Origin of the sequence: Streptomyces roseirectus, assembly GCF_014489635.1 — a bacterium.
GTDB lineage: Bacteria > Actinomycetota > Actinomycetes > Streptomycetales > Streptomycetaceae > Streptomyces > Streptomyces roseirectus.
Genome location: NZ_CP060828.1, coordinates 1858134 through 1879017, shown reverse-complemented (window position 1 = coordinate 1879017; position 20884 = coordinate 1858134). Strand labels below are relative to the sequence as shown.

General features: G+C 72.8%; 16 protein-coding genes and 1 pseudogene. 15 read left to right on the top strand and 2 right to left on the bottom strand.

The genetic code is table 11. The annotated features are described in order from the left end of the window. The first annotated feature begins 11 nt into the window (after positions 1-11). From IAG44_RS07640 to IAG44_RS07610, 7 genes are all read left to right on the top strand, one after another. Positions 12-854 (top strand): nitrilase-related carbon-nitrogen hydrolase, encoded by an 843-nt coding sequence (locus IAG44_RS07640; protein ID WP_187746361.1) that lies wholly within the window; start codon positions 12-14, stop codon positions 852-854. Continuing rightward, positions 851-2134 (top strand): aspartate aminotransferase family protein, encoded by a 1284-nt coding sequence (locus IAG44_RS07635; protein WP_187746360.1) that lies wholly within the window; start codon positions 851-853, stop codon positions 2132-2134. Before IAG44_RS07640 ends, IAG44_RS07635 begins: the two co-directional genes overlap by 4 nt. A 34-nt stretch (positions 2135-2168) precedes the next feature. Further along, positions 2169-3701: a PucR family transcriptional regulator gene (locus tag IAG44_RS07630; RefSeq protein ID WP_187746359.1), complete on the top strand. Its 1533-nt coding sequence runs from the start codon at positions 2169-2171 to the stop codon at positions 3699-3701. A gap of 332 nt (positions 3702-4033) precedes the next feature. Continuing rightward, a complete protein-coding gene (locus tag IAG44_RS07625) occupies positions 4034-4876 on the top strand; it encodes a nitrilase-related carbon-nitrogen hydrolase (RefSeq protein WP_187746358.1) in 843 nt (280 codons plus the stop codon). A gap of 89 nt (positions 4877-4965) precedes the next feature. After that, positions 4966-6369, top strand: a complete 1404-nt coding sequence (hydA, locus tag IAG44_RS07620; RefSeq protein WP_187746357.1) for a dihydropyrimidinase — start codon at positions 4966-4968, stop codon at positions 6367-6369. A gap of 12 nt (positions 6370-6381) precedes the next feature. After that, positions 6382-7404 carry a TIGR03842 family LLM class F420-dependent oxidoreductase gene (locus tag IAG44_RS07615; protein ID WP_187746356.1) on the top strand — a complete coding sequence of 341 codons (1023 nt, stop codon included), beginning with the start codon at positions 6382-6384 and terminating at the stop codon, positions 7402-7404. A gap of 155 nt (positions 7405-7559) precedes the next feature. Next, a complete protein-coding gene (locus tag IAG44_RS07610; RefSeq protein ID WP_187746355.1) occupies positions 7560-9095 on the top strand; it encodes an NCS1 family nucleobase:cation symporter-1 in 1536 nt (511 codons plus the stop codon). A 69-nt stretch (positions 9096-9164) separates the two neighbouring features. Here the strand turns inward: IAG44_RS07610 and IAG44_RS07605 are convergent, their stop codons facing one another. Both IAG44_RS07605 and IAG44_RS07600 read right to left on the bottom strand, forming a co-directional pair. Next, positions 9165-9836: a hypothetical protein gene (locus tag IAG44_RS07605; protein WP_187746354.1), complete on the bottom strand. Its 672-nt coding sequence runs from the start codon at positions 9834-9836 to the stop codon at positions 9165-9167. Between the two features lie 174 nt (positions 9837-10010). After that, positions 10011-11111: a carboxymuconolactone decarboxylase family protein gene (locus IAG44_RS07600; protein WP_187746353.1), complete on the bottom strand. Its 1101-nt coding sequence runs from the start codon at positions 11109-11111 to the stop codon at positions 10011-10013. Between the two features lie 165 nt (positions 11112-11276). On the opposite strand from IAG44_RS07600, the gene IAG44_RS07595 reads away from it, so the two are divergent. The 8 genes and pseudogenes from IAG44_RS07595 to IAG44_RS07560 all read left to right on the top strand — a co-directional run bounded on the left by IAG44_RS07595 (position 11277) and on the right by IAG44_RS07560 (position 20847). Further along, positions 11277-12362, top strand: a complete 1086-nt coding sequence (locus IAG44_RS07595; protein ID WP_187746352.1) for a sensor histidine kinase — start codon at positions 11277-11279, stop codon at positions 12360-12362. Positions 12363-12434: 72 nt separating this feature from the next. After that, positions 12435-12852, top strand: a pseudogene (locus tag IAG44_RS07590) (response regulator). Between the two features lie 114 nt (positions 12853-12966). After that, positions 12967-13287 (top strand): SCO4225 family membrane protein, encoded by a 321-nt coding sequence (locus tag IAG44_RS07585; protein ID WP_187746351.1) that lies wholly within the window; start codon positions 12967-12969, stop codon positions 13285-13287. A gap of 99 nt (positions 13288-13386) precedes the next feature. Next, entirely contained in the window at positions 13387-15180 is a 1794-nt protein-coding gene (locus tag IAG44_RS07580; RefSeq protein WP_187746350.1) for a gamma-glutamyltransferase family protein, read from the top strand. Between the two features lie 90 nt (positions 15181-15270). Further along, complete coding sequence (locus tag IAG44_RS07575) at positions 15271-16125, top strand: inositol monophosphatase family protein (protein WP_187746349.1); 855 nt, start codon at positions 15271-15273, stop codon at positions 16123-16125. 1179 nt (positions 16126-17304) lie between these two features. Beyond that, positions 17305-18756, top strand: coding sequence for a phytoene desaturase family protein (locus tag IAG44_RS07570; RefSeq protein ID WP_187746348.1), 1452 nt, complete (start codon positions 17305-17307; stop codon positions 18754-18756). Positions 18757-18908: 152 nt separating this feature from the next. After that, entirely contained in the window at positions 18909-19997 is a 1089-nt protein-coding gene (locus IAG44_RS07565; protein WP_246561567.1) for a UbiA family prenyltransferase, read from the top strand. Between the two features lie 16 nt (positions 19998-20013). Continuing rightward, a complete protein-coding gene (locus IAG44_RS07560; protein ID WP_187746346.1) occupies positions 20014-20847 on the top strand; it encodes a sugar phosphate isomerase/epimerase family protein in 834 nt (277 codons plus the stop codon). The last annotated feature ends 37 nt before the right edge of the window (positions 20848-20884 follow it).

Here is a 20884-nt window from a genome sequence, read left to right as displayed (position 1 = left end):
AGGAGCAGCTCATGGCCAATGTCGTACGTGCCGCACTGGTCCAGGCCACCTGGACCGGCGACACCGAGTCCATGGTGGCGAAACACGAGGAGCACGCCAGGGAGGCGGCCCGGCAGGGCGCGCGGGTGATCGGCTTCCAGGAGGTGTTCAACGCGCCGTACTTCTGCCAGGTCCAGGAGCCGGAGCACTACCGCTGGGCGGAACCGGTGCCGGACGGGCCGACGGTGAGCCGGATGCGGGAGCTGGCGCGCGAGACGGGCATGGTGATCGTCGTCCCGGTGTTCGAGGTCGAGGGCAGCGGCTTCTACTACAACACCGCCGCCGTGATCGACGCGGACGGCTCCTACCTCGGCAAGTACCGCAAGCACCACATCCCGCAGGTCAAGGGGTTCTGGGAGAAGTACTACTTCCGGCCGGGCAACGCGGGCTGGCCCGTCTTCGACACGGCCGTCGGGAAGATCGGCGTCTACATCTGCTACGACCGGCACTTCCCGGAGGGCTGGCGGCAACTCGGGCTCAACGGAGCCCAGTTGGTCTACAACCCGTCGGCGACCTCGCGCGGACTCTCCGCGTACCTGTGGCAGTTGGAGCAGCCCGCCGCGGCCGTCGCCAACGAGTACTTCGTCGCCGCGATCAACCGCGTGGGCCGCGAGGAGTACGGCGAGAACGACTTCTACGGGACGTCTTACTTCGTCGATCCGCGGGGACAGTTCGTGGGAGAGGTCGCGAGCGGTGAGGACGAGGAACTCGTCGTCCGTGACCTCGACTTCGACCTGATCGAGGACGTGCGGCAGCAGTGGGCCTTCTACCGCGACCGCCGCCCCGACGCCTACGAAGGACTGGTGAAGCCGTGAGCGACCTGTACGCCCGCCACCGAGCCGTCATGCCGGACTGGCTCGCGCTGTACTACGAGGAGCCGCTGGAGATCACCCACGGCGAGGGCCGGTACGTGTGGGGTGCCGACGGCACCAGATACCTGGACTTCTTCGGCGGCATCCTCACCACGATGACCGCGCACGCCCTGCCCGAGGTGACGAAGGCGGTGAGCGAGCAGGCCGGACGGATCATCCACTCCTCCACCCTGTACCTGAACCGTCCGATGGTCGAACTCGCCGAGCGCATCGCCCAGTTGTCCGGCATCCCGGACGCCCGCGTCTTCTTCACCACCTCCGGCACCGAGGCCAACGACACCGCCCTGCTGCTCGCGACGACCTACCGGCGCACCAACACCGTGCTGGCCATGCGCAACAGCTACCACGGCCGCTCCTTCTCCACGGTCGGCATCACCGGCAACAAGGGCTGGTCCCCGACCTCCCTGTCCCCGCTCCAGACCCTGTACGTCCACGGCGGCGTCCGCACCCGGGGCCCCTACGCCCACCTCGACGACGACGCGTTCGTCGCGGCCTGCGTCGACGACCTGAAGGACCTCCTCGGCCACACCCGCCCGCCCGCCGCGCTGATCGCCGAACCCGTCCAGGGTGTCGGCGGGTTCACCTCCCCGCCCGACGGCCTGTACGCGGCGTTCCGCGAAGTGCTGCGCGAGCGCGGCATCCTGTGGATCGCCGACGAGGTGCAGACCGGGTGGGGCCGCACCGGCGACCACTTCTGGGGCTGGCAGGCGCACGCCCGCAGCGGCCCGCCCGACATCGTCACCTTCGCCAAGGGCATCGGCAACGGCATGTCCGTCGGCGGTGTCATCGCCCGCGCCGAGATCATGAACTGCCTGGACTCCAACAGCATTTCGACGTTCGGCGGCACCCAGGTCACCATGGCCGCCGCGCTCGCCAACCTCACCTACCTGCTGGAGCACGACCTCCAGGGCAACGCCCGCCGCGTCGGCGGCCTCCTCATCGAACGCGTCAGGGCCGCCGCCGCGCAGGACCCCGGCGTCCGTGAAGTGCGCGGACGCGGGCTGATGATCGGCGTCGAACTGGTCAGGCCCGGCACCGACGAGGCCGACCCCGACCGGGCCGCCGCCGTCCTGGAGGCGGCCCGCGACGGCGGACTGCTCATCGGCAAGGGCGGCGGGCACGCCACCAGCGCCCTGCGCGTCGCACCGCCGCTCACCCTGACCGTCGCGGAGGCCGAAGAGGGCGCCGCGATCCTCGACAGCGCGCTCAGGAACACGCGGTAACAGCGGGAGTACGCGGTAACGAAGGAACCACGCGATGACCACCACCTTGGAACCAGCTCTGTCGGTCCGTCAGGTCCTGTCCCTGGAACGGGTGCTGGCCGGGGAACCCGAGGTGGTGGCCGGCGCCGGCCAGCTCGACCGGCCGGTGCGCTGGGTCCACGTCGCCGAGGCGCCCGACGTCGGCGTCATGCTCAGCGGCGGTGAAATGGTCCTCACCACAGGCGTGTTGCTCGCCGGGGACGACAGCGCGCAGGCCGAGTACATCCAGTCCCTGTACCGCGCGGAGGCCGCCGCCGTCGTCCTCGGGCTCGGCCGCGCCTTCCCCACCCCGCCCGACGCGATGCGCCGGGCCGCCGAACGGTGCGGGCTGCCCCTCGTCGTCCTCCACCGCCCGTTCCCCTTCGCCGAGTTGACGGAAGAGGTCCAATCCCGGCTGGTGCGGCGGAAGTTCGCCGCCGTCAGCCTCTCCGAGGCGGTCCGCACCGCCCTCACCGGACTCATCACCGCCGGGGCCCCGCTGCAACGCCTCCTCGACGAGGTCGCGCAGCACAGCGGCTGTCCCGTCGTCGTCACCAACCTCGCCCACCGCGTCCTCGCCACCGCCGGGGAACGCTCGGCCGTCGACGACGTGCTGCGCGACTGGGAGCGCATCGCCCGGCAGGCCGGCGGGCGGGAGGGTGACGGCTGGATCCGCGCGGAACTCGGCGGCCGGGGCGAACGCTGGGGGCAGCTCGTGCTGTGCGGCTACCGGGGCGACATCGCGGGCGGCCGGCTCCTCGCCGACCGGGCGGCCGAGGCGCTGGTCCTGCACCGGATGCTCGGCGCCGCCCCCACCTGGGAGGAGCAGTCCGCGCAGAGCCTGCTCACCGACCTCGCGCTGGGCGTCGTGCCGGCCCGCCAACTCCTGCCCAGGGCACGGGCCGCCGGGCTGCCGGTCAACCGGCGCACCTTCGTCCCGCTCGTCGTGCGCGACCGCGACGCCGGTGAACTGGAGCGCACGCTACGGCTGTTGGGGCTGCCCGGACTCGTCGCCGAACTCGCCGACGGCATCACCGCCGTTCTGCTCAGCCTCCCCCGCGACCAGGACGCCGACGCGCTCACCGCCCACTTCGCGGCCCGCCTCGGACCGGCCGTCGTCGCCTCCGCCGGGCCCCGCGGCGGCTGGGAGGACGTCCCGGCGGGGCTGCGCGAGGCGCGGCACGTCGCCGACGCCGTCGACGGCGCGGGCGACGCCCTCGACCTCCCCGGCGTCGTCCGCCTGCGGGACGTCCATCTGCGGGGCCTGGTCCGGCTGTTGCGCGACGACCCGCACGTCCAGGCGTTCGCGGAACGGGAGTTGGACGGGCTGCTGTGCGACGGCGACGACGACCTGCTCGCCGTCCTGCGCACCTACCTCGCGACCGGCCGCAACAAGTCGCGCACCGCGCAGCTCCACCACGTCTCCCGGCCCGCCCTGTACCGCCGGCTGGAGGCGATACAGGCGCGCCTCGGTGTCGACCTCGACGACTTCGAACAGGCCGCGTCCATGCACATCGCGCTCCTCGCGCACGACGCGCAACAGCGCTGAAACACTGAACGACCTGCGAAAACGGCGGTGAAACATGGGCCGAGGAGAGCGTGACACCGTGCCACGCGAGACGCCCGCAGACGTGACACGCTGCAACTCAAAGCGCCCCCGCGGACTTCCTAGGCTCCTGGGGCGGGCGCCGGAAGTTCCGTCTGCTCTGCGACACCCGGCACGCACTCTCGCCGCACCGCGCACAAGCCCACGTACGCCCAGTACGAGGGCTTGTGCGCGGCACGCCGAGAGCACGCACCGGACGCCGCAGAGCCCGCCCTTCGGGCGGACGACGGCACTTCCGGCGCCCGCCCCAGCACACCCAGCGACCGGAGGTCCCGATGAGCAGAGTGATCCGTGCCGCGATCTTCCAGACCGCCTGGACGGGCGACAAAGAGTCGATGATCCAGGTGCACGAGCAGGCGGTGCGCGACGCCGCCGCCCAGGGAGCCGACGTCCTGTGCTTCCAGGAGCTGTTCTACGGGCCGTACTTCTGCCAGGTCCAGGACCCGGCGTTCTACGAGTACGCCGAGCAGATCCCGGACGGGCCGATCGTCAAGCGGTTCCAGGCACTCGCCAAGGAGCACGGCATCGTCCTCGTGCTGCCGATGTACGAGGAGGAACAGCCCGGCGTCCTCTACAACACCGCCGCCGTCATCGACGCGGACGGCTCCTACCTCGGCAAGTACCGCAAGCACCACATCCCCCAAGTCAAGGGATTCTGGGAGAAGTTCTACTTCCGTCCCGGCAACGCGGGCTGGCCCGTCTTCGACACGAAGGCCGGGAGGATCGGCGTCTACATCTGCTACGACCGCCACTTCCCGGAAGGCTGGCGGGCGCTCGGGCTCGCGGGCGCCGAGATCGTCTTCAACCCGTCGGCGACCTCGCGCGGACTCTCCGCGTACCTGTGGCAGTTGGAGCAGCCGGCGGCGGCCGTCGCCAACGAGTACTTCGTCGGCGCGATCAACCGCGTCGGCGTGGAGGAACTGGGCGACAACGACTTCTACGGGACGAGCTACTTCGTGGACCCGGAGGCCCAGTTCGTCGGCGAGGTCGCCAGCGACAAGGAGTCCGAACTCGTCGTCCGCGACCTCGACCTGGCGAAACTCCGCGAGGTCCGCGACCGCTGGCAGTTCTACCGCGACCGCCGCACCGACGCCTACGGCCCGCTGACCGCTCCCTGACCGGCACCGCGCGCGGGCCCGGCAGGCGTGAACTCCGGGCCCGCGCGCGGGCGTTGCCGTAACCGTTCGTGAGGAAGGAGCAGGGAGCAATGAGCAGTCGTACCGTCATCCGCGGCGGTCTCGTCGTCACCGCGTCCGACGAGATCCACGCCGACGTCCTGATCGAGGACGGCCGGATCGCCGCCCTCGCCGCCACCGGCACCCCGTCGGCCGAGGCGTGGACGGCCGAGCGGACCATCGACGCGACCGGAAAGTACGTCATCCCGGGCGGAGTCGACGCCCACACGCACATGGAGCTGTCGTTCGGCGGCACCTTCGCCTCGGACACCTTCGAGACCGGCACCCGCGCCGCCGCCTGGGGCGGTACGACGACCATCGTCGACTTCGCGGTGCAGAGCGTCGGCCACACCCTGCGCGAGGGCCTGGACGCCTGGCACGCCAAGGCCGAGGGCAACTGCGCGGTCGACTACGCCTTCCACATGATCGTCTCCGACGTCCACGACGAGACGCTGAAGGAGATGGACCTCCTCGTCGAGGAAGGCGTCACCTCCTTCAAGCAGTTCATGGCCTACCCCGGCGTCTTCTACAGCGACGACGGTCAGATCCTGCGCGCCATGCAGCGCTCCGCCGACAACGGCGGCCTGATCATGATGCACGCCGAGAACGGCATCGCCATCGACGTCCTCGTCCAACAGGCCCTGGAACGCGGGGAGACGGACCCCCGCTACCACGGCGAGGTCCGCAAGGCGCTCCTGGAGGCCGAGGCCACGCACCGCGCGATCCGGCTCGCGCAGGTCGCGGGCGCCCCCCTGTATGTCGTGCACGTCTCGGCGATGGAGGCAGTCGCCGAGCTGGCGCGGGCGCGCGACGAAGGGCTCAACGTCTTCGGCGAGACCTGCCCGCAGTACCTGTTCCTGTCCACCGACAACCTCGCCGAACCGGACTTCGAGGGCGCCAAGTACGTGTGCAGCACGCCCCTTCGGCCCCGCGAGCACCAGGCGAAGCTGTGGCAGGGGCTGCGCACCAACGACCTCCAGGTCGTCTCCACCGACCACTGCCCCTTCTGCTTCGTGGGACAGAAGGAGCTGGGCCGGGGCGACTTCTCGAAGATCCCCAACGGCCTGCCCGGCGTCGAGAACCGAATGGACCTGCTGCACCAGGCAGTTGTGGACGGCCACATCTCGCGCCGCCGCTGGATCGAGATCGCCTGCGCCACCCCGGCCCGCATGTTCGGCCTCTACCCGAAGAAGGGCACCATCGCGCCGGGCGCCGACGCCGACGTCGTCATCTACGACCCGCACGCCGAGCAGACCGTCTCCGCCGAGACCCACCACATGAACGTCGACTACTCGGCGTACGAGGGCAAGCGGCTCACCGGCCGGGTCGAGACGGTGCTCTCGCGCGGCGAACTCGTCATCACCGAGCGGGAGTTCACCGGACGCGCCGGACACGGCGCCTACACCCCGCGCTCCACCTGTCAGTACCTCATCTAGGGAATGGCGCCCATGGACTTCGGACTTGTCCTCCAGACCGACCCGCCCGCCTCGCGTGTCATCGAGCTGATGAAACGCGCCGAGGACAACGGCTTCACCTACGGCTGGACCTTCGACTCCGCCGTGCTGTGGCAGGAGCCGTTCGTGATCTACAGTCAGATCCTGTCGCAGACAAGCAAGTTGACGGTCGGGCCGATGGTCACCAACCCCGGCACCCGCACCTGGGAGGTCACCGCCTCCACCTTCGCCACCCTCAACGACATGTTCGGCAACCGCACGGTGTGCGGCATCGGCCGCGGCGACTCCGCGATGCGCGTCGCGGGGCGAACTCCCAACACCCTGGCCCGGATCAGCGACGCGATGAAGGTCATCCGCGCCCTCGGCTCAGGACAGGAGGCCGACCTCGGCGGCGGCACCGTCGTCAGGTTCCCCTGGATCAAGGATGACGCCCAACTCCCCGTGTGGATGGCCGCGTACGGGCCCAAAGCGCTGAAGATGACCGGCGAGGAGGCCGACGGGTTCATCCTTCAGCTCGCCGACCTCTACCTCACCGAGTACATGGTGAAGGCCGTCAAGGACGCCGCCGCGGCCGCCGGACGTAACCCCGACGACGTGAAGATCTGCGTCGCCGCCCCCGCCTACGTCACCGCCGACGACTCGCCCGAGGCCCTGGCCCACGCCCGCGAACAGTGCCGCTGGTTCGGCGGGATGGTCGGCAACCACGTCGCCGACCTCGTCTCCAAGTACGGCGAACACTCCTCCCAAGTCCCCGAAGAACTCACCGAGTACATCAAGGCCCGCCAGGGCTACGACTACTCCCACCACGGACGCAGCGGCAACCCCGACACCCAGTTCGTGCCGGACGAGATCGTCGACCGGTTCTGCGTCATCGGCACCCCCGAACAGCACGTCGAGAAACTGAACGCCCTACGGGCCCTCGGCGTCGACCAGTTCGCGATCTACGACATGCACGACGCGCAGGAAGCGGTCATCGACGCGTACGGCACGACGGTGATCCCGGCCGTCAACGGCTGAGCGTTTCCTGGTCAGTTGGTCTCCCCCGCCCCGGAAAGCCGCACGGCGAACGGCCGTTCGCGCGCTCCGGGACGGGGGCCGGGCGCACCCCCACGCGCACCGCTCACGGCACCCGCACGGCTTCGCCCCGTTCCCTCTCCCCGATAGGCCGGCCCATGACCGACACCGCGCCCACCGCGCCGCCCCCGACCTCCCAAGTCACCCTCGCCGACGGCCGGGTGGAGATCGCCCCCGGCGCTCCGCAGCCCAGCGGCCCCTACGCCAACGAGGACCTGCTGCCCGTCCCGGTCGAGAAACGCACCTGGACGACGTACAACTTCTCCGCGCTGTGGGTCGGCATGGCCCACAACACCGCGTCCTGGACGCTCGCCTCGGGTCTCATCGCCGTCGGCATGGACTGGAAGCAGGCGGTGTTCACCATCGCGCTGGCCAACGTCATCGTGCTGGTGCCGATGCTGCTGACCGGGCACGCCGGGCCCAAGTACGGCATCCCGTTCCCCGTCTTCGCGCGCGCCTCGTTCGGGGTGCGCGGCGCCAACCTCCCCGCCGTCGTACGGGCGTTGGTGGCGTGCGGCTGGTTCGGGATCCAGACCTGGATCGGCGGTGAGGCGATCTACTTCCTCGCCGGGAAGCTGATCGGCTCCGGGTGGAGCGACGCCGCGAAGTTCGGCGGGTACGCGTGGACGATGTGGCTGTCGTTCGCGATCTTCTGGGCGATCCAAGTGGCCATCATCTACCGGGGGATGGAGACGATCCGCCGGTTCGAGAACTGGGCGGCGCCCTTCGTCCTCGTCGGCGCGGTGGTGATGCTGATCTGGATGAGCAACAAGGCAGGCGGCTTCGGGCCGTTGCTCGACCAGCCGTCCAAGCTGGGCTGGGGCGGCGACTTCTGGAAACTGTTCTGGCCGTCCCTGATGGGCATGATCGGCTTCTGGTCGACGCTGTCGCTGAACATCCCCGACTTCACCCGCTACGGCAAGTCCCAGAAGGCGCAGACCTGGGGGCAGGCGCTCGGCCTGCCGACCACGATGACGCTGTTCGCGCTGCTGTCCGTGATGGTCACCTCCGGCTCGCAGGCCGTCTACGGCGAGACGATCTGGGACCCGGTCCAGCTCGCCGCCAAGACCGACAACGTCTTCGGGCTGCTGTTCGCGCTGGTGACGGTCCTGGTGGCGACGCTGTCCGTCAACATCGCGGCGAACCTGGTCTCCCCGGCGTTCGACTTCTCCAACATCGCGCCCCGCAGGATCAGTTTCCGCACCGGCGCCCTCGCGACCTGTGTCCTCGGCGTGCTGATCTTCCCCTGGAAGCTGTACTCCGACCCGCAGGGCTACATCTTCACCTGGCTCGGCCTGGTCGGCGGCCTGCTCGGCACCGTCGCCGGCATCCTCATCGCCGACTACTGGATCCTGCGCCGCGGCAAGCTCGACCTCGTCGACCTGTACCGCGCGGGCGGGCGCTACTGGTACGAGAACGGCTGGAACTGGCGGGCCGTCGTCGCCTTCCTCGCCGGCGGCGTCCTCGCGGTCGGCGGCGCGGACTTCGACCCGATCATCGACGGGCGGCCCATCCCGGCGCTCAAGTCCCTCGCGGACTACGGGTGGGCCGTGGGGCTCGGGACGTCCATGGCGGTGTACCTGGCGCTGATGGCGCTGCGGGGGAGGGGGAAGGGGGCGACGGCGGACGCCTGAGGCGCGGTGGCGGGGTGAGCCGGACGCGTGAGGTCCGGGAAGCGGGGCGGGCCGGACGCTCGTCCCGCCTCACCCCGTGCCGCTGCCCCGCAGCGCCGCCATCGCGTCCTTCGCCGCCTTGATCGCGCCCGTGTTGATCGTGCTCGTGTCCGGCGCCTTCTTCGACTCGAAGTCGCTGCCGTTGTACGTGACGATGACGATCGCGTTGGACGCGCGCGCGAACACCACGCCCTCGCGGGTCTGCTGCTTGTCCTCGGTCGTGAGGTTGACCACCGAGTACGCCTCGTCGCCGAGCCCCGGCACCACCCCGCCGCCGCTCTTCTCGCCGACGCGCGCCTTGTACGACTTCGCCGCCGCGTCCTCGGTGTCCATGATCTCGAACGACACGTCGAGCCAGCGGTAGTCGAACCCCTTGAGCGCGTTCCACGAGCACGTCCGCCGGATCTTCGTGTCCGTGGACGGGATCTCCTTGCCGGCCGTCTTCGCGCCCGGCACCAGCGAGGTGACCGTCGCCACGGGGACGCTCCCGCACGGCGCGGGAGCCGCCGCGTACGCCTTCGTCGCCGTCGGCGTGGCGGGGGCGTCCCCCGGCTCGGACTGGGTCCGCTGCCCGGTGTCCCCCTGCGCCGCCGTGTCTTCGGGAGCGGCGGGGGAGGACGACAGCGCCCAGCCCGCGCAGGCGAGCACGACCACCGGGGACAGACGCGCCGCGAGGGCGAGCGGCAGAGGAAGAGAACGCACAGGCGCACTTCTTTTGTGGGGGAGGGCACGGAGACCAGTCCGCACCGCGGACGACGGGACGCCAGTGTCACACGACTGTGTGTGGTGCGAAAGCGCGAACTCGCTGCGTGGCTGAGTGGTGACAGCGGCACCGGGTTGACGGGGCGCTGAGAGGCGCTGACGAGGCGAACCTCCCTAAATGTGCCGCGCGGGCGCCGGTGAAAAGTTCAAGGTCGCCTCGGCCCGCTCCACCGCGAGGAACGCGCCGTACGCGACCAGACGGACGAGGTCACGGTCCGTACGGCCGTCGCCCTCGCCGTCGCCGCTCTTGTCCGTGCCGTCGCCCTCGACCGCGTGCTCGCGCCAGGCCGCCACGTCGTCCGCCGTGATCCGGTACGGCGCGAGCGCGGACAGCAGCGCGAGGCGCGCGGCCGGGAGTTCACGCCGGTGGGGGTAGCCGCGCAGGATGACGGGCGGGTGCGCGCCGTCCCAGGCGGCGACGGCCGCCTCGACGAGGCTCCGCTCGTCCGGCGTGAGGAGGTCGGCGCCCGTGAGGGCGGCTGTGCGCAGCGCGGCGTAGGCGGGGGCCACCGGGGTGCCGGACGCCCATGACGGGCCCTCACAGGGGCTGTTGGCGGCGTTCTCGCGGGTGTTTCCGTCGGGCCCCTCGGCGGGCGTGCGGAGCAGCGGCAGGGACGCACCCGGGACGGCCTCGCGGCGGACCGTGCGGGACAGCGCGCGGCCCGTCAGGGACCGCATCGGGCGCAGCCGCTGCGCGCCGGCCGGGAGCAGGTCCCCGGTCAGCAGGGCCGACACGAAACGGTTGACGAAGTGGAAGGTGAGCACCGTCCCGAAGTACCCGGCGCGCTCCTCGCGCGCGAAGGGCAGCGGCCCGAGGTCCGCGCCGGGGACGCGGGTCCGGATCGCCCAGTCGAGTACGCGCGCGTGGACGTCGCTCTCCGGGCGCTCGCCCCGCGCGAGGCGTTCCGCGAGCGCGTGGTCGCCCGTCGCGTGCAGCAGGACGGTGTGCGCGGACACACAGAACGGGCACCTGTTGGCCAGCGAGACGCCGTACGCGGCGACCTCCTTGCCGGTGCGGTCCCCCGGACCGGCGATCAGCGACTCGCGCAGGAGCGCCCACGCGGGGAGCATCAGTTCCGGCGCGGACGACAGGACCACGAAGGTGGGCGGGGCGGTGATCCCGAAGTCGCGCGCGATCTGGGCGTACGCCTCGGCGACGCGGCCCTCGGCGGCCTTGGGCGACGGGGGCGTGGTGTGGCGGAAGGGCGTGGTCATGCACAGCAGCCTCCCGCCGGACGCGCGCGAAAACGTCCTACAGGCGTAGCGGTTGTGACGCACACCCACCGGAGTCGTCCCGCCGCCGGCTACTGCGGCGGGAGTAGTCCCGGAGCCGTCCACAGGGCGGACGCCGTTGTCGGTGCCGGGGTCTAGGGTGCGGACATGGACGGGCGAGTGATCACGCGGACACGGCTCGCCGACGCGGCGCTCGCGGCCGTGGCCGGCGCCCTCGTGGTGACGTGCGCGGCCCTCGACACGTCCACACGGGCCGTCGACCTCCCCCTGATCCTCGCCGGCGCCCTCGCCCTCGCCGCCCACCGCGGCGCCCCGCGCGCGGTGCTGGCCCTCGCCACGATCGGGGGCACGGCGTACGTCCTGCGCGCCGACCCCGGGCCCTGGGCGGCGCTGCCGGTCGTGGGCGCCGTGCACACCGCCGCGCGCGTGGGACACCGCGCGCTCGCGCTCGGGGCGGGCGCGGTGTTCCTCGCCGGGTACGCCGTCCACCGGCCCGGCACGGCCGCGCTGCTCGCCGGGTGGGTGCTGTGCGCGGCCGTGAGCGGGCTCGCCGACCGCAACTGGCAGGCGTACCTGCGCCAGACCGAACAACGCGCCATCGACGCCGAACGCACCCGCGAGGAGGCCGCGTTGCGCCGGGCGGGGGAGGAACGGCTGCGCATCGCGCGCGAGTTGCACGACTCGCTGACCCACAGCATCTCCGTCGTCAAGCTCCAGGCGGGCGTCGCCGTACACCTCGCCCGCAAACGCGGCGAGGAGGTCCCGCCCGTCCTCGCCGCCATCCAGGAGGCCAGTGGAGAGGCCATGCGCGAACTGCGCGCCACGCTGCACGTCCTGCGCACCGACGAGCCCCACGGCACGCCCGCGCTCCTCGTCGAACGCGCCCGCGCCGCCGGTCTCGCCGCCCGCCTCACCGTCACCGGCGTCGAACGCGCCCTCGCCGTCCCCGTCGAACGCGCCGCCTACCGCATCGTCCAGGAAGCCCTCACCAACGCCGCCCGCCACGCCGGCCGGGCCACCGTCCAGGTCCGCCTCGACTACGGCGAACGCGCGCTGGTGATCCGCGTCGACGACGACGGCCTCGCCCACCCGTCCCGCCCCCCTCGTCCCGGCACCGGCCTGACCGGCATGCGCGAACGCGTCACGGCCCTGTGCGGCACCCTGCACGCGGCCCCCCGCGCGGAGGGCGGCTTCTCGGTCCGGGCGGAACTGCCGCTGGGGGAGGGGGCCTGAGATGGAGAGGGCGTTCTCGCGGGAGCCGGGGGAGTGGCACCCGGGGCGTTGTGGTGGTCCGGGGGCGGCGCCGTGATCCGCGTCGCCCTCGTCGACGACCAGGCCCTCATGCGGGCCGGTTTCCGGGCCCTGCTGGACGCCGAGGACGGCGTCGAGGTCGTCGGGGAGGCGGGCGACGGGGAACGGGCGCTGGAACTGATCCGGGCCGAGCGGCCGGACGTCGCACTGGTCGAAAGTACGTCTTCGAGGCGCTGCGCGCCGGGGCGAGCGGGTTCCCGCTGAAGGACGCCGAACCGGCCGACCTCCTCCAGGCGATCGACGTCATCGCGCGCGGGGCGCCCTCCCGGCCCCCGCCGTGCCCCGCACCCTCATCGGCGAGTTCGTCTCCCGGCCCCCCGACCACGCCACCGCCCCCGGCCTCGACCACCTCACCGCGAAGACCCGCATCAGCCGCGCGATGACCAGACTCGGCGCCCGCGACGGGACGTGACGCCGGGCGCGGGTGGGGCGAGGAGCGAGGCGGTTTTGAGTACGCGTACTCAGGGCGGCGGGCACCGGGTCCGGGATGGTGGAGGAAGGACACGGCAGATCTCGGAGGATCGTCATGAACGGCTCACAGCTTGTCGTCAAGGCCCGGCAGAACCTGGTCAACCCGGCCGCGCTGGCGTACCTCGCGCTGGTGCTCGCCGTCGCCGGCTGGGTCGCCGTGGACGCGCTGTTCGTCGACCACCCGGACGCGAGTCTCGTGGGCGTGTGGCTGTTCCTGGTCACCGCGCCCACCTCCTGGCTGTTCCTGATGCTGCCGGGCCCGCTGCCGCTGGTCGGGATCGTCGTCGGGGCGCTCGTGCAGGCCGCGGTGATCGGCGCCGGGTACCGGGCGGCGACGCGCGGGCGGGGCACCGGCATGCCGGTGACCAACCGCTAGCGCGCGCCCGCGGGGAGGTTCGCGGCCGGTCCGATGGTCGTAGCAACGATCTACCATGACCGCGAGAACTCCCGTGAGACCCGGACTGCGAGGTACGAGATGTTCACGACACGGCCGACGCTCCAGGGGACCTTCGGCATGGTGTCGTCGACACACTGGCTGGCCTCGCAGTCGGCGATGGCCGTCCTGGAGGACGGCGGGAACGCGTACGACGCGGCCGTCGCGGGCGCGTTCGTGCTGCACGTCGTCGAACCCCATCTGAACGGGCCCGCGGGCGAGGTGCCGATCCTCCTCGCGCCCGCGGGCGCGGACGTGCGGCTCCTGTGCGGGCAGGGCGTCGCCCCGGCCGCGGCGAGCGCCGCGCACTACCGGGACCTCGGCCTGGACCTCGTGCCCGGCACCGGACCGCTGGCCGCCGCCGTACCGGGCGCCTTCGACGCTTGGATGCTGCTCCTGCGCGACCACGGGACCAAGCGCCTGGCCGACGTCCTGAAGTACGCCGTCGGATACGCCGAGCACGGGCACGCGCCCGTGGAGAACGTCGGCACGACCGTCGAGACGGTACGCCGCCTCTTCGAGACCGAGTGGACGTCCTCGGCGGAGATCTACCTCCCGGACGGGCGCCCGCCCCGCCCCGGCACGCTCCTGCGCAACCCCGCCCTCGCCGCCACCTGGCGCCGCCTCCTGGACGAGGTGTCCGGCACGGCCGACCGGCAGGCGCAGATCGACGCCGCGCGCGACGTGTGGCGCCGGGGCTTCATCGCCGAGGCCCTGGCGCGCCAGGCCGCCCGCCCCACCCTCGACACCACCGGCGAGCGCCGCACCGGCACCCTCACGGCCGCCGACCTCGCGGGCTGGTCCGCGAGCTACGAGACGCCCGCGTCGTACGACTGGAACGGCTGGACCGTCTGCAAACCGGGCCCCTGGAGCCAGGGCCCCGCCTTCCTCCAGCAACTCGCCCTGCTCCCGCCGGAACTGCCGCCCCACGGCGGCGCCGACTACGTCCACCTCCTGATCGAGGGCTGCAAGCTCGCCATGGCCGACCGGGAAGCCTGGTACGGCGACACCGGGGACGTGCCGCTCGCCGAACTCCTGTCGGACGCCTACAACGCCGGGCGGCGCGCACTGATCGGCGACAAGGCGTCGTACGAGCTGCGGCCCGGCGCGCCGGGCGGGCGGGAGCCGCGTATCGGCGGGCACGCACGCGGGGACGCCGACGCGGCCGGTGCCGCCGGGGACGTCAGCGGCATGGGCGTCGGCGAACCCACCGTCGCCACCGACGGGACCACCCGGGGCGACACCTGCCACCTGGACATCGTCGACCGCTGGGGCAACATGGTCGCGGCCACCCCCAGCGGCGGCTGGCTCCAGTCCAACCCGGTCGTCCCCGAACTCGGCTTCCCCCTCGGCACACGGCTCCAGATGACGCGCCTGGAGGAAGGGCTCGCCGACACCCTGACGCCCGGCCGGCGCCCCCGCACGACCCTGTCGCCGTCGATCGCCCTGCGCGACGGCGTCCCCGTGCTGGCGTTCGGCACGCCCGGCGGCGACCAGCAGGACCAGTGGCAGGTGCACTTCTTCCTCGCCGTCGCCCTGCGCGCGCACACGCGTGGCGGACTCGACCTCCAGGGCGCCATCGACGCGCCGAACTGGCACAACGACTCCTTCCCCAGCTCGTTCTACCCGCGCGCGACGAAGCCCGGCAGCGTCACCGTGGAGTCCCGGATGCCGGGTGACGTCGTCGAAGGGCTGCGGCGGCGCGGACACGACGTGACCGTGGGCGGGCCCTGGTCGGAGGGGCGGCTGTGCGCCGTCGCGCGCGATCCCGGGACCGGGGTGCTGTCGGCGGCGGCGAACCCGCGCGGGATGCAGGGGTACGCGGTCGGACGCTGAGCACCGCCCGGAACCCGGGTTTCATCCCGATTCCACCCGGGGTGCACCGGGCGGGAGCCGGTTGTCAGTGGGGCGTGCTCTCATGGAGACATGATCGAAGACATGGAAACCATCGAGGAGTTTCTCGCCCGGCGTGCGGCCGATGTGGAGGAGGCGGTCCGGGAGGCCGCCGCGACCGAGATCATGCCCCGCTTCCGGCAGCTGGAGGCGCACGACGTCGACGAGAAGGCGGGACCGCACGACCTGGTGACCGACGCGGACCGGCTCGCCGAGAAGTTCCTCACCGAACGGCTCGGCAAGCTTCTGCCGGGCTCCGTGGTCGTCGGCGAGGAGGCGGTCCACGCGGACCCGTCGGTGTACGACGCGATACGCGGTGACGCCCCCGTCTGGATCGTCGACCCGGTCGACGGCACGCGCCCGTTCGTGCGCGGCGAGGACGGCTTCTGCACGCTGGTCGCGCTCGCGCGTCGCGGTGTCCTCCTCGCGTCCTGGACGTACGCGCCGGCGCTCGGCCGGCTCGCCACGGCCGTGCGCGGCGGCGGCGCCTTCCTGGACGGCGAACGCCTCCACGCGGGCAGCCCCGAGCCCGGCGCCGACCTCCGCGTCGCCTGCTCGCACCCCGACTACACCACCGACGACCAGAAGGACGTCCTGCGGCGCCTGTGGACCGACGGAGTCGCCCCGCGTGCGTGCGGCGCCGCCGGCCTCGAATACCTCGCCGTCGCCCGCGGCCACTCCGACGCCACGGCCTTCTCCTGGGAGGCCGCCTGGGACCACGCCGCCGGCCTCCTCCTCGTCCAGGAAGCCGGCGGCACCCACCTCACCGTCACCGGCGAGCCCTTCCGCATCACCGGCGAGAACGCCCTGCCGTTCACGACCGCACGGGACACGGAGACGGCACGCAGGGTCTCGGGGTTGCTGGCGGGCGGGGGCGGGGCGGCGTAGGGGGAGCGGCCGACGGGGCCGGCGGAGCGCGGTGGTTGCCGGGCGCCGAGCCGGCCGGCCGGGGTTGGTGTGGTGCGTGGCAGGAGCGCGGGGTGCAGGGGCGTCCGACGGGACTGACGTGGCGCGGTATTTGACGGGCGGGGGCCAGTCGGCCGGGGCTGGTGTGGTGCAGAGCCGGGGCGCGGGCGGGGAGGCGGCCGACGGAGCTGGCGAGGTGCGGTGGCGCGCGGCAGGGGCGCGGGCGGGAGCCGGTCGGCCGGGGCTGGTGTGGTGCAGAGCCGGGCGCGGGTGGAGGGGCGTCCGACGGGGCTGGCGAGTGTGGTGGTCGACCGGCGGGAGTCGACTGAGGCTGGTGCGGTGCGGTGCGGTGCGGTGCGGTGCGGTGCGGTGCGGTGCGGTGCGGTGCGGTGCGGTGCGCGAGGGGCGCGGGCGGGCGCGGTGGCGTGGGCCGCCGACCGAACTCGCGTGACCAGCGCTGTGCGGCTGCTCCGGGGCGTGCACCGCCGCCGGCAGCCGCTCCGGCACCTGCCTCCGCGCCCCGGCACACCCCCGCTGCTCCGAGCGGTCACCCCGGCGCCTCGCCATCCCGTCCGGTTCGCCGGAGGCGTGGGCTGGGGAGGGCGTCAGCCCCTGTCCTTGTCGCTCCGGCGCGTGACGCCGTGCTGAACTCGCCCGCTTTGCCCCCGCCTCGCTGCTCCTCGGCACCCACCTCCGCTCCTGGCCCTCACGGCCCCGAGCAGTCACCCTGGGCGCCTCGTCACCCCGTCCGGTTTGCCGGAGGCGTGGGACAGAGAGGCCGCCCCTTCCTCGTCGCCTCGGCGCGTGGTGCCGCGCCGAACTCGCCCACTTTGCCCCCGCCTCGCTGCCCCGGCACTCACCTCCGCCCTCAGCCCTCACCGCCCCGAGCGTCCCCCTCGCCGCCTCGCTGCCCCGTCTGGTTCGCCGGAGGCGTGGGTTAGGGTGGCCGTCGGCCCTGTCCTCGTCGTCCCGGTGCGTGACGCCACGCTGAACTCGCTCACCTTGCCCCTGTCTCACGGTTCCCCGGCACCCGTCCCCGCTCCCTGGTCCCCACCGCCCCGGGCGGTCCCCGGCGCCCCGTCCGCCTCCCCCTGCCCCTGCCCCGCCCCCTGACACCCGCCCCCACCCCCCTGTCAGACCCCCGGCATATCCTGGGCTCGAATGGCCGGTCGGCTGATGGAGGGGTTCGGAGTGGCGGCGGTGTTCGATGCGGTGGTGGTGGGGGCGGGGCCGAACGGACTGACTGCCGCTGTGGAGTTGGCGCGGAGGGGTTTCTCGGTCGCGTTGTTCGAGGCGAAGGGGACGGTCGGCGGGGGAGCGCGGACCGAGGAGTTGACGCTGCCGGGGTTTTTGCACGATCCGTGCTCGGCGGCGCATCCTCTGGGGATCAACTCACCGGCGTTCCGCGCGATGCCTCTTGAACGGTACGGACTGGAATGGCTGCACTCGGAGCTGCCCATGGCGCACCCGTTCCCGGACGGCACGGCAGCGGTCCTGGCCCGCTCGGTCGCGGAGACGGCCGCGTCGTTCGGCCCGCGTGACGCGGGCGCGTACCGGCGGCTGGTCGAGCCGTACCTGCCCCACTGGGACACCTTGGTGCGCGACTTCATGTCGCTGCCGCTGACCGCGCTGCCCCGCGACCCGCTCACACTGGCCCGCTTCGGACTCACCGGCCTGCCCCCGTCGACGTGGCTGACCCGCCGTTTCCGGGACGAGCGCGCGAAGACGGTCTTCGCGGGCCTGGTCGCCCACGTGATGGCCCCGCTCTCCGGCCTCGCCACCGGCGCCGTCGGCCTGATCTTCGCGCTCGCCGCGCACGCGCGCGGGTGGCCGGTCGTCCGGGGCGGCTCCCAGGGCATCTCCGACGCGCTGGCCGCGTACCTGAAGGACCTCGGCGGCGAGATCCACACCGACTACGAGGTCAAGCGCCTCGACGACCTCCCGCCGGCCCGCGCGTACGTCTTCGACACCTCGCCGACCGCCCTCGCGCGCATCGCCGGCTTCGGCGGCTACTACGACAACTACCGGTACGGCGCGGGCGTGTTCAAGGTCGACTACGCGCTCGACGGCCCGGTGCCGTGGCGGGCGAGCGAGCCCCGGTCCGCGACGACCGTGCAGATCGGCGCGGACAGCGCGGAGATCGGCGCCGCGCTGAGGGCCGCGTCGCGGGAGAACCGCGCCCCCGACCGCCCGTTCATGATCACCGTCCAGCCGAGCATCGTCGACCCCACCCGGGCCCCCGAGGGCAAGCAGGTCTTCTGGGCGTACGGGCACGTACCGAGCGGCTGGACCGGCGACCTCACGGACGCGATCGAACGCCAACTGGAGCGGTTCGCCCCGGGGTTCAGGGACAGGGTCCTCGCTCGCGCCACCTTCGGACCGCCCCAACTCGCCGTCCGCAACGCCAACTACGTCGGCGGCGACATCGGCACCGGCGCGTTCTCCGGGCTCCAGGTGATGCTGCGGCCCAAGCTCTCGCTGTCGCCGTACACCACCCCGCACCCGGCGATCTTCATCTGTTCCTCCGCGACTCCCCCTGGTCCGGGGGTACATGGCATGTCCGGACACAACGCCGCGAAGGCCGTATGGCGAAGATTGCGGGAACAAGGGTGAGATGGGGTTTCGCCGGAGACCTTTGAAAGTGAAAATTGTGTGAGTAAGGTGCGGGTATGGATGATCGGAAATCCTTATTCCGCTCCGAACAAGCCTCTGACCGGCGCGTTTCCGATTTCGTACGCCTCGTCAGGGCGCCTGCGGCCCTGAGCGTGCCGGGCGATGTGCTCGCCGGAGCGGCGGCGGCCCGAACTCCCTGGCGGCCACGGGTGCTCGGCGCGACGGCGTCGTCCGTGTGCATGTACTGGGCGGGCATGGCGCTCAACGACTACGCCGACGCCGCGGTCGACGCCGTGGAGCGCCCCGACCGGCCCATCCCCTCGGGGCGCGTGCCCCGGCGCACGGCGCTCGCCGTCGCGACCGGGCTGACCGCCGCGAGCCTCGGCATCGCGGCGGCCACGGGCGGGCGCCGGGGGCTGCTGGGAGCGCTTCCGCTGGCCGGCCTCGTCTGGGCCTATGACCTCGGCCTCAAGTCCACCCCGGCGGGCCCCGCCGTGATGGCGGGCGCCCGCGCGGCGGACGTCCTCACCGGCGCCCTCGCCGTCGCCCCGCGCGGCGCGGCGGCGAGCGCCCTGCGCCGGGGCGCCGTCCCGGCCGCGCTCATCGGCGCCCACACCTACACGCTCACCGCCCTCAGCCGCCACGAGATCTCCGGCGCCCCCGCGAGCGTCCCGGCCCGCACCTTCGCGGCCTCGGCCGCCGCCGCGGTGGCGACGGCGGCGGGACCGGTGGCACGGGGCCTGAACGGGGGGACGGGGACGACGCCCCGGACGAGCGGGACGGGGGCGAGCGGGACGGCCGAGGCCGCCGGCGCGGCAGCCGGTGAAGCGGCACGGCCCGCCCTCGCCGCCCTGCTCCACTCCGCCGCGACGGCAACTCGCCTCGCCGGAAAGGCGATCCGCCCCGGCACCCACCCAACCACGGCCCCCCGCACGGCAGTCGGCCCCCGCCTCACCGCCCTCCTCGACCGCCGGACCCGGGACCGGCGCACCGCCGCCACGGCCCTCGTCGTCGGCGGATCCGCGCTCGCCTACCTCGGGTCCTACGGGGCCGCGCAGTTGAGGGCCGTCCGCGCGCCCTCGGGCGCGAACGTGCGCGGAGCGGTCGGGGCCGGGATCACCGCCCTGGTGCCGCTCCAGGCGGCGCTCACCGCCCGCGCGGGCGCCCCGGCAGCGGCAGCGGCCCTCGCCGCCCTGCACCCCTTCGCGCGCCGACTGGCCCGGCGCGTGTCCCCCACCTGACGTGAGGAACCCCCGCATGGCCTCCCCCCTCAAGTTCGGCTACGGCACCAACGGTTTCACGCACCACCGGCTCGACCAGGTGTTAGGTGTCCTGGCCGACCTCGGCTACGACGGAGTGGCCCTCACCCTCGACCACGTCCACCTCGACCCCTACGCCGACGACCTGCCCCGCCGAGTCGAGGGCGTACGGCGCCAGTTGGAGCGGCGCGGGCTGAGCGTCACCGTCGAGACCGGCGCGCCCTACCTCCTCGACGCCTACGGCAAGCATCAGCCGACCCTCATGGGCGACGGCGTCGACCAGCGCGTCGACCTGCTGCGGCGGGCCGTCCGCATCGCCGGTGAACTCGGCTCACCCAGCGTGCAGTTGTGCAGCGGGCCCGCGCCGGACGGCGTCCCGGAGGTGGACGCGTTCAAGCGGCTCGCGGACGGCGTCGGACGGGTGCTGGAGACCGCCGAGTTCTACGGCGTCTCGCTCGCCTTCGAACCCGAGCCGTACATGTTCGTCAACACCGTCGAACGCTGTCTGCGCCTCGCCGAACTCACCGGCGGACACGAGCGGTTCGGCATCACCCTCGACGTCGGGCACGCGCACTGCGTCGAGGAGGCGAGCGTCCTGGACTGTATCCGGCTGGCGGCGCCCCGGCTGCTGAACGTCCAGGTCGAGGACGCGCGGCGCGGGATCCACGAACACCTCGAACTCGGCACCGGCGAGATCGACTTCCCCCCGGTGCTGGCCGCGCTGCGCGACCTCGGACACACCGGGCTCGTCTCCGTCGAGATCCAGGGCGGCGCCCTGAACGCGCCCGAACTCGCCCGCCGTTCCCTCGACTTCCTGCGCGCGGCGGCGTAACAGCCCCTCGTTTTCCCCCGGTTCTCCTCCCATCCCC

Bases quoted from the DNA above. Each gene is read 5' to 3' on its own strand.
- IAG44_RS07625 (WP_187746358.1), top strand. From the start codon at position 4,034: ATGAGCAGAGTGATCCGTGCCGCGATCTTCCAGACCGCCTGGACGGGC.
- hydA (WP_187746357.1), top strand. From the start codon at position 4,966: ATGAGCAGTCGTACCGTCATCCGCGGCGGTCTCGTCGTCACCGCGTCC.
- IAG44_RS07615 (WP_187746356.1), top strand. From the start codon at position 6,382: ATGGACTTCGGACTTGTCCTCCAGACCGACCCGCCCGCCTCGCGTGTC.
- IAG44_RS07580 (WP_187746350.1), top strand. From the start codon at position 13,387: ATGTTCACGACACGGCCGACGCTCCAGGGGACCTTCGGCATGGTGTCG.
- IAG44_RS07595 (WP_187746352.1), top strand. From the start codon at position 11,277: ATGGACGGGCGAGTGATCACGCGGACACGGCTCGCCGACGCGGCGCTC.
- IAG44_RS07560 (WP_187746346.1), top strand. From the start codon at position 20,014: ATGGCCTCCCCCCTCAAGTTCGGCTACGGCACCAACGGTTTCACGCAC.
- IAG44_RS07600 (WP_187746353.1), bottom strand. From the start codon at position 11,111: ATGACCACGCCCTTCCGCCACACCACGCCCCCGTCGCCCAAGGCCGCC.
- IAG44_RS07610 (WP_187746355.1), top strand. From the start codon at position 7,560: ATGACCGACACCGCGCCCACCGCGCCGCCCCCGACCTCCCAAGTCACC.
- IAG44_RS07630 (WP_187746359.1), top strand. From the start codon at position 2,169: ATGACCACCACCTTGGAACCAGCTCTGTCGGTCCGTCAGGTCCTGTCC.
- IAG44_RS07585 (WP_187746351.1), top strand. From the start codon at position 12,967: ATGAACGGCTCACAGCTTGTCGTCAAGGCCCGGCAGAACCTGGTCAAC.
- IAG44_RS07570 (WP_187746348.1), top strand. From the start codon at position 17,305: ATGGCCGGTCGGCTGATGGAGGGGTTCGGAGTGGCGGCGGTGTTCGAT.
- IAG44_RS07640 (WP_187746361.1), top strand. From the start codon at position 12: ATGGCCAATGTCGTACGTGCCGCACTGGTCCAGGCCACCTGGACCGGC.
- IAG44_RS07575 (WP_187746349.1), top strand. From the start codon at position 15,271: ATGATCGAAGACATGGAAACCATCGAGGAGTTTCTCGCCCGGCGTGCG.